At 41.5% G+C, this 14,511-nt stretch carries 17 protein-coding genes and 2 pseudogenes; 4 read left to right on the forward strand and 15 right to left on the reverse strand.

Annotation, left to right across the window (positions count from 1 at the left end; translation table 11 throughout):
- Nucleotides 1-20 precede the first annotated feature (20 nt).
- A complete protein-coding gene (locus tag EP737_RS26845) occupies nt 21-296 on the reverse strand; it encodes a DUF188 domain-containing protein (RefSeq protein WP_246040198.1) in 276 nt (91 codons plus the stop codon).
- Nucleotides 297-329: 33 nt separating this feature from the next.
- Nucleotides 330-479, reverse strand: a complete 150-nt coding sequence (locus EP737_RS26850) for a hypothetical protein (RefSeq protein ID WP_246040194.1) — start codon at nt 477-479, stop codon at nt 330-332.
- Nucleotides 480-942: 463 nt separating this feature from the next.
- On the opposite strand from EP737_RS26850, the gene EP737_RS07270 reads away from it, so the two are divergent.
- The 3 genes and pseudogenes from EP737_RS07270 to EP737_RS07280 form a co-directional block, all read left to right on the forward strand.
- Entirely contained in the window at nt 943-1,845 is a 903-nt protein-coding gene (locus EP737_RS07270; protein WP_129727286.1) for an ABC transporter ATP-binding protein, read from the forward strand.
- 1 nt (nt 1,846) lies between these two features.
- Nucleotides 1,847-2,122: pseudogene (locus EP737_RS07275) on the forward strand (ABC transporter permease); the annotation flags it as partial.
- Nucleotides 2,123-2,124: 2 nt separating this feature from the next.
- Nucleotides 2,125-2,460 (forward strand): annotated as a pseudogene (locus EP737_RS07280) (LuxR C-terminal-related transcriptional regulator); the annotation flags it as partial.
- A 142-nt stretch (nt 2,461-2,602) separates the two neighbouring features.
- Here EP737_RS07280 and EP737_RS07285 read toward each other — a convergent pair.
- The 13 genes from EP737_RS07285 to EP737_RS07345 all read right to left on the reverse strand — a co-directional run bounded on the left by EP737_RS07285 (nt 2,603) and on the right by EP737_RS07345 (nt 13,953).
- Nucleotides 2,603-3,412: a pyruvate, water dikinase regulatory protein gene (locus tag EP737_RS07285; protein ID WP_129727288.1), complete on the reverse strand. Its 810-nt coding sequence runs from the start codon at nt 3,410-3,412 to the stop codon at nt 2,603-2,605.
- Nucleotides 3,413-3,438: 26 nt separating this feature from the next.
- Complete coding sequence (ccpN, locus tag EP737_RS07290; protein WP_205650895.1) at nt 3,439-4,077, reverse strand: transcriptional regulator CcpN; 639 nt, start codon at nt 4,075-4,077, stop codon at nt 3,439-3,441.
- A 280-nt stretch (nt 4,078-4,357) separates the two neighbouring features.
- On the reverse strand, nt 4,358-5,104 hold the full coding sequence (gene recO / locus EP737_RS07295; protein WP_129727290.1) for a DNA repair protein RecO: 747 nt from the start codon (nt 5,102-5,104) through the stop codon (nt 4,358-4,360).
- A gap of 32 nt (nt 5,105-5,136) precedes the next feature.
- Nucleotides 5,137-5,280 (reverse strand): YqzL family protein, encoded by a 144-nt coding sequence (locus EP737_RS07300; RefSeq protein WP_129727292.1) that lies wholly within the window; start codon nt 5,278-5,280, stop codon nt 5,137-5,139.
- 258 nt (nt 5,281-5,538) lie between these two features.
- Nucleotides 5,539-6,447 (reverse strand): GTPase Era, encoded by a 909-nt coding sequence (gene era / locus EP737_RS07305; protein WP_129727294.1) that lies wholly within the window; start codon nt 6,445-6,447, stop codon nt 5,539-5,541.
- Entirely contained in the window at nt 6,440-6,856 is a 417-nt protein-coding gene (locus EP737_RS07310; RefSeq protein ID WP_410776139.1) for a cytidine deaminase, read from the reverse strand. Before EP737_RS07310 ends, era begins: the two co-directional genes overlap by 8 nt.
- A 41-nt stretch (nt 6,857-6,897) precedes the next feature.
- The gene (locus EP737_RS07315; RefSeq protein ID WP_129727298.1) at nt 6,898-7,251 is read right to left on the reverse strand and encodes a diacylglycerol kinase family protein; all 354 of its coding nucleotides are present in this window, start codon (nt 7,249-7,251) and stop codon (nt 6,898-6,900) included.
- Nucleotides 7,248-7,718: an rRNA maturation RNase YbeY gene (gene ybeY / locus EP737_RS07320; RefSeq protein WP_129727300.1), complete on the reverse strand. Its 471-nt coding sequence runs from the start codon at nt 7,716-7,718 to the stop codon at nt 7,248-7,250. Before ybeY ends, EP737_RS07315 begins: the two co-directional genes overlap by 4 nt.
- A 17-nt stretch (nt 7,719-7,735) precedes the next feature.
- Nucleotides 7,736-9,874 carry an HD family phosphohydrolase gene (locus EP737_RS07325; RefSeq protein ID WP_129727302.1) on the reverse strand — a complete coding sequence of 713 codons (2,139 nt, stop codon included), beginning with the start codon at nt 9,872-9,874 and terminating at the stop codon, nt 7,736-7,738.
- A 418-nt stretch (nt 9,875-10,292) separates the two neighbouring features.
- Nucleotides 10,293-11,252, reverse strand: a complete 960-nt coding sequence (locus EP737_RS07330) for a PhoH family protein (RefSeq protein ID WP_129727304.1) — start codon at nt 11,250-11,252, stop codon at nt 10,293-10,295.
- Nucleotides 11,253-11,460: 208 nt separating this feature from the next.
- On the reverse strand, nt 11,461-12,684 hold the full coding sequence (gene yqfD / locus EP737_RS07335) for a sporulation protein YqfD (RefSeq protein WP_129727306.1): 1,224 nt from the start codon (nt 12,682-12,684) through the stop codon (nt 11,461-11,463).
- A gap of 12 nt (nt 12,685-12,696) precedes the next feature.
- Nucleotides 12,697-12,999 carry a sporulation protein YqfC gene (yqfC, locus tag EP737_RS07340; protein WP_379952305.1) on the reverse strand — a complete coding sequence of 101 codons (303 nt, stop codon included), beginning with the start codon at nt 12,997-12,999 and terminating at the stop codon, nt 12,697-12,699.
- Between the two features lie 435 nt (nt 13,000-13,434).
- Entirely contained in the window at nt 13,435-13,953 is a 519-nt protein-coding gene (locus EP737_RS07345; RefSeq protein WP_129727310.1) for a DUF3231 family protein, read from the reverse strand.
- 223 nt (nt 13,954-14,176) lie between these two features.
- Here EP737_RS07345 and EP737_RS07350 point away from each other — a divergent pair, with 223 nt between their 5' ends.
- Nucleotides 14,177-14,431 carry a WGxxGxxG family protein gene (locus EP737_RS07350; RefSeq protein WP_129727311.1) on the forward strand — a complete coding sequence of 85 codons (255 nt, stop codon included), beginning with the start codon at nt 14,177-14,179 and terminating at the stop codon, nt 14,429-14,431.
- The last annotated feature ends 80 nt before the right edge of the window (nt 14,432-14,511 follow it).

Below are 14,511 nucleotides of genomic sequence, written 5' to 3' on the forward strand. Positions count from 1 at the left end.
TATGTTGTATTCGATACAAATTAGTGAATTCCTTCATGATTCGACAATATTTTTTGTAAACTTTGTTGAAATTTCTTTTTGTCTTCTTTGGAAAATGCTTTTGGGCCTTTTAAAAAGGTTCCTTCTCTGCGCAATTTTGCAGATACATATCGGTTATATAAAATTGTATCCATCTGCTCATCCGTGATGATTGTTCCTCTTGGAGACAGAACATGTACACCTTTCTTCACGAGCAGGGATGCCAAACCCATATCCTGCGTTACGACAAGATCTCCTAGCTTCGCATGCTTGTAAATATGAAAGTCTGCTTCATCTTGAACAGAATCAACTTACATCCATGTTCCTCCGCCAAAGTTTGTTTGGTGGGCGTAAGATGCCACAAAGTAAATGGGAACATGAAATGCCTGACAGACTTGCACAATTTCCTCCTTAACGGGGCATGCATCCGCATCAACAAAAATCTTGCTGATTTTTGGCATATTTCTCTATTCTACATCCCTTCTTTGAATCCTTCCACAATCCATGTTTTCTTGTCTAGATTTTTGCTCAACTTCTTTAAAAAGATGCTTACATCATTCTACCCATAGTTTATTCGGAAAAAACAAAGTCTAAACGTAAAATATATTGTTTTTATCACAATTTTTTATTATAATACATTTCCCTCAATTTCGCTATAACCCTTTTTATTTTCCTTAAAATATTTTTATTAACCGAGAAACTTTTTTATTTTCTACTACCATCATTCCCATATTTGGGATTCGTTATGGCATCTTTATATTCCCACATCCAAAAACATCTCATTTTTTAGAAGATTTCATGCGCTAATCATTGCAAAACCTCAACAATATGACATTTGTCACCTGACATTCATGACATCCCTTACTAAAATTCACCAGCTTTGGATCATACAATGAAATCAAGAAAACCGGAGGTGATTTATACATGAACAAAGTTGTGAGCTTAAAAAATGTAACAAAGTCCTTTCAAAATAAAAAAGCCGTTAATGACGTCTCTTTTTCCATTAAAAAAGGAGAGGTAGTCGCGATTCTTGGTCCAAACGGAGCGGGAAAAATGACAACAATCTCAATGATTTTAGGACTCCTTACCCCAACAGCAGGTGAAATAAAGCTGTTCAATCACCAGCCTCGTGAAAAACAAGTGCGAGAGAAAATCGGTGTGATGCTGCAGGAAGTCAGCGTAATGCCTGGACTCATGGTACGAGAAATTCTTGAATTGATCCGAAGCTATTATCCCAATCCGCTATCGCTTCAGGAATTAGTGACCTTAACAGGACTCACAGAGAATGATTTAAAGACGATGGCTGAAAAATTATCTGGCGGACAGAAGCGACGACTGAGCTTCGCCTTAGCGCTTGCAGGGAATCCGGAGTTAATTATTTTTGATGAACCGACTGTCGGGATGGATATTACATCAAGAAATCGCTTTTGGCATACGGTCAAGGTACTTGCAGAGCAAGGAAAAACCATTATTTTCTCAACCCATTATCTGCAAGAAGCCGATGATGCGGCAGAGCGAATCTTACTTTTTAAAGATGGCGTAATTGTCGCTGATGGAACGCCTGAACAAATCAAATCGAGGATTTCGAAGCAGTCTGTCTCCTTTAAGGTCGATCCTGAAGTATCACTTGAAAATTTGTATCTCCATCCAGAAATCAATGATATCTTTCGGAAAAATGATCGTGTTTACATCCAAACCAATAATACAGATAAGGTACTGGAATTGCTGTTCCAAGAAAAAATTGGTACACGTGAGATTCAAATTGAAGGCGGTAAGCTAGAAGAGGCATTTAAGCAGCTGACGAGCGGACATAAGGAGGTCATATAAGATGAACACATTAAAATTGCAATGCAGGGCAGAAATTATCAAAGTGCTCCGAAATCGTTACTATGTCTTTTGGTCACTGTTAATGCCGATAATCTTTTACTATATTTTTACCAATGTGGTGAATACGAATGTCGAGGATCAGGCTCAGTGGCAGGCGCATTATTTAATGTCGATGACAACATTTAGTGTGATGGGCTCGGCGATTATGACACATGGGATTCGGATGGTTCAGGAACGTGCCCAGGGCTGGTCAACATTTATAAGAATCACGCCGCTCCAAGCAAGGTGATTATTTTAACTACCTTCGCCCGACCTGGTTATTTTGAACGGGCATTAAAAATCGGTGTCCATGGTTACCTCCTCAAGGATGGAGAGATTGACGAGCTGGCAGATGCGATTCGCAAGGTGATGACGGGAAAAAGGGTGTTCAGTCCCGAGCTAACCTTCGAAGTGATCCGCGAAGAAAATCCACTCACACCAAGAGAGCAAGAAATCTTGCGAGCAGCAGCCTTTGGAAAAACGACCAAAGAAATCACTGCTGAACTTTATTTATCCTCCGGCACTGTCCGCAACTACATCTCAGAAATCCTCCGCAAGCTTGACGCCAAAAACTGAATAGAAGCCGTCAGTATCGCTGAGAAAAAAGGCTGGATTTAATTGATGTGGTTCCCCTTTGGACAAATCACTCTTGTGAACATTTAGAGCGATTTGTCCAAAGGGAATAGACAGCTTGTTATTTCTTTTTCACCAATGCGTTCTATAGACTACGTTGATTTTGATATATATTTAAAATTACATTTGCCGATTCTTCAATTGCCTTATTAGATACATCAATTACCTTGCAGCCGATTCTATCAACGATTGCTTCGAAATGACGCAGCTCCTCTTTAATTCGCTCAATATTCGCATAGGTTGCTCCATCGCTTAAGCCCAATGTTTTTAAACGCTCTTTGCGAATATCATTTAGCTTTTCCGGATCGATTTTCAACCCAAAGCATTTTTCTTTCGGTACACGATACAGCTCCTCTGGAGGATCTACCTCGGGAACAAGCGGCACATTTGCTACCTTTAATCGTTTATGGGCCAAGTATTGAGACAATGGTGTTTTAGATGTACGCGATACACCAATCAGTACGATATCCGCTTTTAAAATACCACGCGGATCGCGGCCATCATCATATTTCACCGCAAATTCAATCGCTTCAATCTTTTTAAAATATTCCTCATCCAAAAGACGAACGAGACCCGGCTCGTAACGAGGCGTTGCCCCAGTCTGAGACTGAATTTGTTCAATTAGAGGGCCGATAATATCATATACTTGAACGCCCTCTCTAGCTGCCTCTTCCACTAAATAACTTCTCATCCACGGTTTCACTAGTGTAAAGCAAATCATCGCTTGGTTGCTTTTGGCGATCGAAATTACCTCTTTTAAAGTTCCTGTGTCCTCTACATACGGCACACGGCGAATATCCGGTACAAAAAGAAATTGCCCCATCGCAGCTCGAACAACTAACTCTGCTGTTTCGCCTACGGAATCCGAGACAACGTAGACTATTTGACTATTCATCCCATTCCCTCACTTCTGATATACTATTACAACAATTCATTATTTACTAAGTCGACAAATGCTCGTGAGATTGTTGTTTTTGTAATGCGTCCTATGACCTCAATACCCTTCTCCGATTCCTTCACGACTGGCATCGCGTCAATTTGCCTTTCAATGAGCTTTTTAGCAACCTCATAGAGGCTATCTTCTCTTCGGCACGTTGTAATATTAGGCATCCTTGTCATAATGATATTAACAGGTACAGCAGTTAATTCTTGTTTGCCCAGACTCGCACGAAGTAAGTCCTTCCTCGATAAAACACCGATAAGCAGTGCATCATGGTCGATTACAAATAAAGTGCCAACATCCTCTAGAAACATTGTGCAAATCGCATCATATACAGATACGTTTTTATCCACTACAACTGGCAGGGATTGATACTCTTTTACCACCAGCTTCTTAACTGCTTCTGAAAGCAGTTGTCCCCCTGTTTTCCCAGTGTAAAAATATCCGACACGCGGACGAGCATCCAGATAGCCAGCCATTGTCAAAATAGCCAAATCAGGCCGAAGCGTTGCTCTCGTTAAGTTTAGCTGATCCGCAATTGCCTCCCCTGTGATAGGACCGTTATCCTTCACAATTTGGATGATCTGTTCTTGTCTTTTATTTAGTTCTATGGTAATCACCACCTTCGCCACGCAGCATCCGAAATAAAATTATGTTGTCTTCTAAACATTATATACTAAATAGGGTGCCTGAAAAAGAACGCTATTTTGTAAAGGAGCATTTCTTTTTTTATACTGTAGGAAAGTATAAATTTCTAGCTAGAAGTGATTCGACGTAGTCAGAAATTTTAGGAATACAGTATAAGTAGGGCTGCGCCTCTGTTTGCGCCTAACAGCTCGTCCTTTACAGCTTTCTGCAAATACAAAAACAGAACCTATTTCCTATAGGCTCTGTTCTTATCTATGTATGAAATTTGTCAAGCTGACTCAAAAATCGTCTCGATTTCAAATAAATTCCACAGTATTCATCATAATATGCGTACAGGATGGTCTGAATTTGTTTTTTTGTTTCTTCTTTCACCGATACTTTTCCAAGACGAGCTAAATCAAAATGATAAAATAAACGGAGAAGCTTGCCAACAGCCTCATTTACAGGAATACAATAAGGATCCTGCTTAGCATGAAGCTGACATAGAAATCCGCCCTCTCTTACAGAGAAGGCGGTAAGCTGTTCGTCTTGACCGCATATCGAACAAGCATCCCACTGTGGATAAAACCCAAGAACCGGAAGCATTTTTGTTTGATAAATGAGCGCTAAAATCTCTGGATCCACTCCCTCGTCCAGATAATGCAGCGTTTGATATAACAATTCAAACAAAAATGCATTTGGCTGCTTGTCCTCCGTTGCTTTATCTGTTAACTCTATTACAAAAGAAGCGTACGCTGTCACAATTAAATCCTCACGCAAATCCCTCATCGTAGAAAGAATTTCTCCTTGCTGTACTGTGCCGAGACCAGAACCAATTTGAATGAGGAAATAGCCGTGTGTAAAAGGCTGCGAAATGGCCGCGAGCCTACTTTTTGGTTTTTTTGCTCCCCTTGCTACAACACCTATTTTGCCAAGCTCCCGGGAGAAAATTGTGATAATTTTATTTGTTTCTCCATAGTCTGTGGTCCGAATAACAATTCCCTCAATTTTTTGAAACATGTTCGTTACCTCCGCGGGCCGAACAGCTAAGATCAAGAAATCGAAGAATCGAGTTCTGCTAGCTCCTCATTTTGCTGGTTTGGTACCTCTTCCCCGTTACTCTCAAGCTCTTTTAGGAGAAGATATGTTTCAATGTTGCCCGTATTTGCAAAGACATTCCAGGTAAACTTCAACATAAGAACCCACCTTCCTCAGTCAAACTAGCATATGTTTCAATTTCTTGTTATTAAAATGACCTTAACTGTCCAATTTCATGTGAGAAAAATTTTTCTAATTTTGCTGCTTTCTCTACAGGTAAAGAAAACTCACCGATTGACGAAGGCAGAGGCATGGTTGCACGTATACTTTGTTCCTAAAATTTCCTGCTATGTTCAACTAACTTCTAGCTGGAAATGTATCTTTTAAGTGGAACAAGCTGCGGGAATGAAAGCTTTCTACAAATACTCATCTTCGCGGAAGCCGAGGTCTCGCAGCTGCGTCATTTTATTACGCCAATCCTTAATGACCTTCACCCAAACCTCCAGAAAAACTTTAGATCCCAAAAGCGCTTCAATATCCATGCGGGCCCGTTTCCCAATTTCCTTTAGCATAGCCCCTTGCTTGCCAATCACAATCCCCTTTTGAGACGGGCGCTCGACAACAATTGTCGCATTTACGTAAACGGCACCGCCTTCACGCTTTTGAATCGCATCAATCACAACAGCAACGGAATGAGGAATTTCCTCACGCGTTAAATGCAGCACCTTCTCCCGGATAAGCTCCTCCATAATGAAACGCTCCGGATGGTCTGTAATCTGATTAGATGGATAATACTGCGGCCCCTCAGGCAAATATTTTTTTACCGTTCTTGCAAGAGCATCCACATTATTTCCTTCTAAAGCAGAAATCGGGATAATCTCTGCGAACGGATACAATGTACGGTATTTGTCAATCAATGGAAGAAGTTCATCTGGATGAATTTGATCAATTTTATTGATAATCAAAAACACAGGCTGCTTCGTATGCTGCAGCTTCTCAATAATAAACTCATCACCGCGGCCTGGTCCCTCTTCAGCGTTGACCATAAATAAAACAATATCTACTTCTCTAAGCGTATTTTGCGCAATTTTCATCATAAAGTCGCCAAGCTTATGCTTTGGCTTATGTATGCCGGGAGTATCAATGAAAACGATTTGCGCGTCTTCCTCTGTATATACCCCTTGAATTTTATTGCGCGTTGTTTGCGGCTTGTCACTCATAATAGCAATTTTTTGACCAATCATTCGGTTAAGAAATGTTGATTTTCCAACGTTTGGTCTTCCGATAATCGAAACAAATCCTGATTTAAATCCTTCTTTATTCATGTAAATCCTCCGATGAAAATGCTCCTGGTAATAGCTCTGTGACACTCGTTTCCAATATATCTCCCCGTAAGTTTGACAAATATATCTTCGTGTCCGGCTTGCACAATTCTACCATAACTTGCCGGCATGCGCCACAAGGCGACACAGGACCGTTCGTATCCGCTACAACAGCGATAGCCGAAAACTCAGTATCCCCTTCTGAAACAGCTTTAAATAACGCAGTACGCTCTGCACAGTTCGTTAAGCCGTATGAAGCGTTTTCTACATTACAGCCCCTATATACCTTCCCATCCTTCGTAAGAAGCGCCGCTCCGACACTAAACTTTGAATAGGGTACATACGCCTTCTGCCGTGCCTCTATTGCTTGTTGAATAAGATCTTGAACACTCACAGCCCTCTTCCTCTCCATCGAAAATTATGTGCTACACTGCGGTCCAATGCAGCTGTAAGCTACCACAAATATGGAATAAAGATTACTAGCCCAATCACCACAGCAATACACGAGAAAACGAGTACGGCGCCAGCTGCAGCATCCTTTGCAATTTTAGCAAAAGGATGCCGCTCTGCTATTATCAAATCTACCGTCTTCTCAAGCGCTGTATTTACCATTTCTAAGGACCATACCCCACCTATCGTTAAAAGCAGCACGAGCCATTCCATTTTTGTTACTCGAACATAGGTCCCCATTAATAAAACAAGCACAGTAGCCGCTGCATGAATTTGCATATTCCGCTCTGAACGTAAGCAAAATGCAATTCCTAAAAACGCATATTGAAAGCTTTTTAGCAGCTTCCCCTTTTTCATCTGTGCAGTCCGTATTCAGCTAAAATTTCCTTTTGCTTTGTGAACATAACAGCTTCATCCTCTTCTGTCATATGATCGTAGCCAAGCAAATGCAAAAAGCCATGTACAGCTAAAAAGCCAAGCTCTCTCATAAAGGAATGACCGTACTCCGCAGCCTGCTCTTTCGTTTTTGGGATGGAGATAATAATATCCCCGAGAATGCGCGGCATATCCTCGCCAACAATTTCATGCTCTCCTTCCCCTAGCTCCTCCATTGCAAAAGAAATTACGTCAGTTGGCTGATTCTTACCACGGTATTCATAATTTATTTCTTGAATGCGCGCATTATCCACAAATGTTATAGACATTTCCGCTTCTTCTTCAATTCCTTCCCGCTTTGCGGCAAAGTAAATTAACTGCTGCAGCGTTTCAAGGTGCTCTGCAGCGATTTCCTTTGTTTCATCAAAAAAGTCAATTGTCACTCCCATATATGCCACCTGCTATCTTATAAGTTTGGATATTTAATGCGTGAATGAAAAATACCGTTCAATGTCTCGCAAATTGTCTTCTCAATTGTTTGCAGTTCCTTAAACGTTAAATTACATTCACTGAACTGCCCGTCCTTTAAACGATCAGCAATAATCCCTTGTACCAGTTGCGCGATTTGCTCGGGCGTCGGTGCGTTCATCGAGCGGACTGCCGCCTCTACACTGTCAGCAATGCCGACAACTGCAGATTCTTTTGAGGATGCCTTCGGACCAGGATAACGAAACATATTTTCTGTGTAACGCTGTTCGTCTTCCTTCACCGCTTTATAATAAAAATATTTCAACAAAGTCGTACCATGATGCTGCGCGGTAATATCAATAATCTCCTTTGGAATTCGATGCTCCTCCAGAACCGCTACGCCATCACTCACATGGGCAAAAATAATATCCCTGCTTACTTCTGGTTTTAGAGAATCATGCGGGTTCCCCATCCCCATCTGGTTTTCGATAAACAAATGCGGCTGCATCGTTTTGCCGATATCATGATAATACGCCCCAACCCGTGCCAGCAAACCATCGGCCCCAACCGCATCACATGCCGCCTCCGCTAAGTTAGCGACCATGATGCTATGATGGTATGTACCAGGCGCCTCAAGCAAGATTTTACGCAAGAGCGGAGAGTTTGGGCTTGAAAGCTCCATTAGTTTCATCGCTGATACAATCCCAAGACCGCTTTCTAGATACGGCAGAATCCCGAGTGTGAGCACGGAGGAAACGATACCCGAGACAGCAGCCAGCAGCAAGTGCAGAGCAGTTTCTGACAGTGAGAGACTGCCGTTGCGAAGCAGCAGCAAAGCAATTAGAACAATAACATTTAAAACAGCAACAAGCGTACCTGCATGCAAAATCATACTGCGCCGCTTCTTCTCACGTAAGAAGACAGTGACAGAAAGCGAGCTGATGAGCAGGTAAAAGCCTACATGATAATTCAAGGAGCTCGTGATGCCCTCATTAAACATAATGCTGCCGCTTATAGAGAAAATGAGGCTTGTGATAAAGACGAAGCGATCGCCGATCATCAGTTTTACAAGCATCGTACCCATCGCAACTGGAACAAGATAACCAAGACCGTTATACTCGATGCTTTGGAAGATGCTAATCATCTTCATCGTCAAAATAGTAATTGTTATAATAATAGTATAAGCAAACAGATACGGCTTATCGCTGCGCTGCTGTTTAGAAAATTGATCAAACTGCTTATAAATAAAATATAGGAGCACAGACAGAAGCAGAAACAGGCCAATGAAAGGCTGAAAGGCACGGTGATCAGCTAGCAGGCCGACAAGCTCTAATTGCTCATACACCTCTCTCGTAATGGTGTCCCCTTCCTTTACAAGAATTTGACCTTGCAAAATAAAAACCGGATCCACCGCATCCATTTCGAGTTTCCTTCTTTCTTTTGTCGCAACTGGATCATAAAAGTAGTTCGGCACAACAGCATATTGACCGAGTGCTACGATAGCCGTTTTTAATCCCCCGCTGACACTGACATCCTGAAGCTCCTTTGCAATACGCTCCCTTGACCGGTCAGCCTCATTCATATCAATTTGGTCACTCATCGCATAGTTCACTGCTGTAATTGTCGATTCCCTGGCAACGGACAATTGATCCGGCGGGGCGTTTAACAGTGCCAGCAAAACTTGGTCAGATAAACTCTTTACCAGCTCCGCTGGCAGCTTCTTTTTCAGCTTCTGCAGCTGCTCCTGTTCAGATACATCGGGTTGTTCTGTTGGGTCTGTTTGGTCCGCCTGTGCAGCTTTTGTCTCCTCTTGTACCTCTTTTACAGCGCTAAATACCGATTCCACCACATTTACACGATTGCTTTTATACTCACTATGATACGTGTATTGATCCGGTACCTTTTGGGCGGCTTCGCGCTTTCGTTTCTCTGTTGTCACCTTATCTTCAATCGTAACAGGTGAATGAATAGAGTTCTTGGCGATGGACAATAACTTAATATCAAGCTTATCCGGTCTCACATTACCGATGAGAGTAAAAAACAACACAGCTCCTAAGAAGAGGTATAGTAAAGCGATAAACAATCTGGAATATCGCATCCTTCGAAACCATTGGGACAGTTTGCTTGACTTGGACATGATAAAAATATAAGCTCCTCTCCAAAAATTCGTAGCGTAAAAGATTTTTCTGGAAGAACCAAAATTCAGAAATCCCCTGTTCTATCCAGATCCTGCAAGTTGTTTACTAAGAAGAAAAAGCAATACTGACAGGCAAAAAGGTTGTCTTCCTCTTTTATGATAGTAAAAAAATAAAGAAACGCCAACCTTTTCCGAATCGGAAGAAGAGAGAGCGATTGTCATTTCCCCTAATAGGAAGCTGTGTAGAACTTTCTGAAAGTAAAGAAAACTCGCCGATTGGCGAGCCCTGCCCTTGGGCGAAGACAGAGGCGTAGGTGCACTTATACTGTCTTCCTAGCTTTCCAACTACGCCGAATTTGCTTCTAGCTGGAAAGCTATACTTCTTTTCTATAGTGTGAAAAAAATGACCCAAACTGGGTCATTCTGCTTTATCGTACGCCGCAATAATTTTTTGAACGAGTGGATGACGAACAACATCTGCTTGCTCAAGGATAATAAAGGAAATTCCGGATACGTTGCGTAAAATAGCGGATGCAGCAGAAAGGCCGGGCTTTACCCCTTTCGGCAAGTCCACCTGTGACGGATCGCCAGTTACAACCATCTTGGAACTGAAACCAAGGCGAGTTAAAAACATTTTCATTTGTGCACTCGTCGTATTTTGTGCCTCATCCAAAATAACAAAGGAGTCATCGAGTGTACGTCCCCTCATATAGGCAAGCGGGGCAACCTCAATTGTACCACGCTCAATCATGCGCTGCGTATGCTCCTGTCCAAGCACATCATGAAGAGCATCATATAATGGACGCAAATACGGATCAACCTTTTCCTTTAAATCACCAGGCAGAAACCCAAGACTTTCTCCCGCCTCTACCGCTGGTCTCGTTAGAATGATGCGCTTAACTAGGCCATTTTTTAATGCTCGAACAGCCATGACAACTGCCAAATACGTCTTCCCTGTCCCAGCTGGCCCAATGCCAAAAACAATATCATTCTTTTTCATAGCATGTATATATTGCCTTTGCCCTATCGTTTTAACGTGAATCGGCTTTCCTTTTGCGTTTCGGAAGATTTCTTCTTCATACAGCTCCTCAAAATGCTGTAACCGTCCACTCTGTCCAAGCTGGACAGCGTAAGCAACGTCCCGTTCTGTAATCGTTACGCTCTTTCGGATTACCGCAAGCAGACGCTGCAAAATTTCTTCAACAAGCTGAACCTGCTCGTCTGTTCCAGAAACTCGCACCGAACCGCCTCTTGTAATAATAGAAACCTGCAATTCCTGTTCAATAAGCTTCAGATTGGCATCATTTACACCAAAAAGAGCGGCTGCTTCATTTTGATTTTCTACTTGTTGAGTTAGTTCCACTAATTGTTCGGTCATTCGTTACGCTGCTACTGAAAATGTATACAACTATCTAACGCATGAGAAGCTATTGAGCTCCATAAACATCTATTCCAATTTAACTTAGCGTATATATCTTTCAGTAGACTTCCTTTCTTTAAATTTGGATGCTTTGCTTGGGCTTCACTCACTTCACAATGCAGGTACCCTACCCCGCGCCTGAATTGTGATTGCGTTTAATCCCATTTCATGATGATTTTTGTTTCTTTTTAGATTCCTTTTGGGTATCCGGTTTCGAAATTGGCTGGGTAGCAACGATATCCTCGATTACCTTATAGTGTAATGATAACTTTAATTTACCATTCTCTAGCCGCTTCTGTAAAACCTTTTCCCCAACAATCGTGGCTTTCTCATCCAACTTTTTCTTAAGCTCCTGCTGCGCCATTTCTTTCCCGGCCTCAATCGCCTGTTTTTCTGTATATTGTCTGTCTGCAGCTTCTTCCTCTCGTACCGAAACCTTTTCATAAGCAATCGGCAATGACCAGCGGAAAAACTTTATATTGTACATCATAGCGTCTTCCTTAAAACGCTTATATTTATTTTCTTCAAATCCCCAAACTTTTATCTTAAAATTCCCCAATTTGATATAATGCTTCACAAAAAACGCTCCTGTATATACTTGAAAAGTTGTTTTTAAAGGGACTTCCACCTCTGACTTGTACCAAGTTTCGCCAAAAATTACTCCCTTAGCCGGGACAAGTGTCGGATTGTCTTCTTTGCCATACATACCAGACACGAGCAATTGCCCCTTTTCTACATGATCATGCACCGCCACAGCCGGCTTCCCCTTCTCTACAAACAGCCTTTCAATCACTGCTTCCTTTTTAGCGATTAAATTACGAGGGGATAATGCTTCTTCTTCTTCCGGCTCGCTCTTTTCTACAACCTGCAAGTGATAGGTCGTACCTCGCAGCTCCACACCTACCCAGGTAATAGAATGGACATTATTTGTTAACGAACGCTGAATAGCATCTACATCAGGCATTTGAAATTGCAGCTTTCCTTTTTCCACACCTAGACGGTTCAGCTCCTTAACCAATAAATATTCGGTTTCCGGCTTTGCTCCCTCGATTTTCACATTCCATACCATGTTAGATAGGATGATAATACTCACAAAAAAGAGAACAAAGCCAATTAAAAAGCCGCTGTTACGCAGAAGACGCTTTTGCCAAAACGGAAAGCCGTACCGCCCTATAAACGCAATATCACATTCATTTTTACGGCGCACCCCGCGGAGTCTGCGCACATCCTTCAGCAGCATATGGAAGGTAAGGGCTTCGTTTCCTATTCGCTTTACATTCCAAACAAATATCCCCCTACGTACGCACTCATTTACAAAGCGCTCGCTGCCGCGGCCTTTTAATCTCACCTTTACGTATCCCAAAAAGACGGTAACCCATTGATTCTTCATGACTCTCCTCCATTACTCGTTCAAAAATAGAACTTGTTCTATTGTTCCTTCAAGCAACAGTTCCTCCGGAAGAATCGTCTTGATGACAAACGAGTTGCCCCTTATAAGTAATTGCCCCTGCTTCAGCAGCAGACGCACCTCTGTGTCCGAGAATACTAACAGTCCTCGATGATTTTCTATATAAATGTGAATTTGTCCAACCAGTGTAATGCGAGGAAGATCCATGAGGACGTCAGCAGGCAGGTCCATCTTCTTAGTAATCCAACTTTTCATTTGTTGCTGAAGCTTTCTCACCGAAGAATCCCCCCTTCTCATCTCATATGTATGAGTTTTCTTACAGGTGGTTGTTATGCTGTAATGACTTCACTAACATAACTATATTCTGAAGGAGTTTGTATCATGTTAACTAAAACAGTCGCTATATACAATCGCATTTCTCGGGACAAGATGATGTTCTCCTTAATCACAGAACCGCTAATACAAGACTATGCGAATCAAAGGGATATCAGTACAAGTTACATGAAGAGAGAAAGGCTAATAAGGAATTGAAGGAAAAATTCAAATTGGATACAAGTAAAACTATCATTTATGAAAATTAAAGCAGCCATTCGGGCGTTTTCTTTTTGTCCACACAACAATAAAATTTTCTATTGTGGTGACAAAACTTAAAGGAGAGTATGCAACTAGGTGAAATTAAGAATGCTACCCTAATAATCAAGGTAGCATTCATTCTCAGACGTACTTAGCTAATTAAACATGAGCAAGCTCAGGTGTTTGTACATGAAGCGGGGGAGGGACTAACCACCCTTTTTCTTTGTTTATCCGTAACAATCTTCCACCAAATTGGACCTTAGTGGCATGGAACTGTCCAAACATCATCGCAACGTCTTCACGAATACTTTGACCAATCATTTGGCTACATGCAACTAACCCTGTAGCAATGTCCCTTCCTACACTAGCAGAAATCTCAGGGTCGTTAAATCTTGCCCCTGCAGGGATACTTTCTAACGCAGCGATTGGACGTTCAGGAGGAGAAGGCGGCAAGCCAATTCCATTTACTTTTAGTAAATTTTCGACCTGCTCGATTTCCTGTTTCATACTTCGCATCATATCTTCAAGGAAATTTTCTAAATCTCCATCGCCAGTATGGTTATAGAGCGTTTGATATCCAACCAGTAATCCACGAGTTGTTGCAAGGTAACCCCATACACCAAAAACTTCACCATAGTGCATTGGCTCATTTGTTGGATTTCCACTTAATATTCCCATGATTGTCCTCCTTATTTCAAAAACATTCATTGAGCGACCTCCCTTTCTCAACGTTCGGTCACGTTGTTATAATCTCTAAAAAAACTGATGCTATGCGTCATTCCTAATGATGGTTATTAGAGGTATATATCGCAATTTTAACCTAAGTAGTTCTGTCTACAACTTAATGAATAGCACCTAATGAAACTGGAGACATTAAGTATTGATGAAAGGAGAGAGAGCCATGAAGAAAAAGCTATCTTTAATAACTTGTACTTTAGCTTTAGCTGCAATGACTTTAGTAGCACCTGTTCATGCTGCAAATAATAACAATAACAACGTGGATAGAGTTAATTACAATGACAACTTAAACACTCGAAACGTCACTACAACAACAGACATTAATGATGATAATGATACAAACTGGGAATGGCTCGGTTTATTAGGATTAGTAGGTCTGCTTGGTCTTAGAAGAAGAAGAGAGGAAAACGTTCGTTAATACAGATAACTGTTTGTTTTTATTATTCAGTTACTTTAGTTTCACAACGAATGATAAAGAACTTGGAAACTCTCCAAGTT

It is taken from the genome of Ectobacillus funiculus (assembly GCF_004138295.1).
GTDB classification, from domain to species: domain Bacteria; phylum Bacillota; class Bacilli; order Bacillales; family Bacillaceae_G; genus Ectobacillus; species Ectobacillus funiculus.

Coding starts and splice junctions, on each gene's coding strand:
- EP737_RS26850 (WP_246040194.1), bottom strand. CDS start 479: ATGCCAAAAATCAGCAAGATTTTTGTTGATGCGGATGCATGCCCCGTT.
- EP737_RS07270 (WP_129727286.1), top strand. CDS start 943: ATGAACAAAGTTGTGAGCTTAAAAAATGTAACAAAGTCCTTTCAAAAT.
- EP737_RS07285 (WP_129727288.1), bottom strand. CDS start 3,412: ATGAATAGTCAAATAGTCTACGTTGTCTCGGATTCCGTAGGCGAAACA.
- recO (WP_129727290.1), bottom strand. CDS start 5,104: ATGTTTCAAAAAATTGAGGGAATTGTTATTCGGACCACAGACTATGGA.
- EP737_RS07300 (WP_129727292.1), bottom strand. CDS start 5,280: ATGTTGAAGTTTACCTGGAATGTCTTTGCAAATACGGGCAACATTGAA.
- era (WP_129727294.1), bottom strand. CDS start 6,447: ATGAATAAAGAAGGATTTAAATCAGGATTTGTTTCGATTATCGGAAGA.
- EP737_RS07310 (WP_410776139.1), bottom strand. CDS start 6,856: ATGGAGAGGAAGAGGGCTGTGAGTGTTCAAGATCTTATTCAACAAGCA.
- EP737_RS07315 (WP_129727298.1), bottom strand. CDS start 7,251: ATGAAAAAGGGGAAGCTGCTAAAAAGCTTTCAATATGCGTTTTTAGGA.
- ybeY (WP_129727300.1), bottom strand. CDS start 7,718: ATGGGAGTGACAATTGACTTTTTTGATGAAACAAAGGAAATCGCTGCA.
- EP737_RS07325 (WP_129727302.1), bottom strand. CDS start 9,874: ATGTCCAAGTCAAGCAAACTGTCCCAATGGTTTCGAAGGATGCGATAT.
- EP737_RS07330 (WP_129727304.1), bottom strand. CDS start 11,252: ATGACCGAACAATTAGTGGAACTAACTCAACAAGTAGAAAATCAAAAT.
- yqfD (WP_129727306.1), bottom strand. CDS start 12,684: ATGAAGAATCAATGGGTTACCGTCTTTTTGGGATACGTAAAGGTGAGA.
- yqfC (WP_379952305.1), bottom strand. CDS start 12,999: ATGAGAAGGGGGGATTCTTCGGTGAGAAAGCTTCAGCAACAAATGAAA.
- EP737_RS07345 (WP_129727310.1), bottom strand. CDS start 13,953: ATGGGAATATTAAGTGGAAATCCAACAAATGAGCCAATGCACTATGGT.
- EP737_RS07350 (WP_129727311.1), top strand. CDS start 14,177: ATGAAGAAAAAGCTATCTTTAATAACTTGTACTTTAGCTTTAGCTGCA.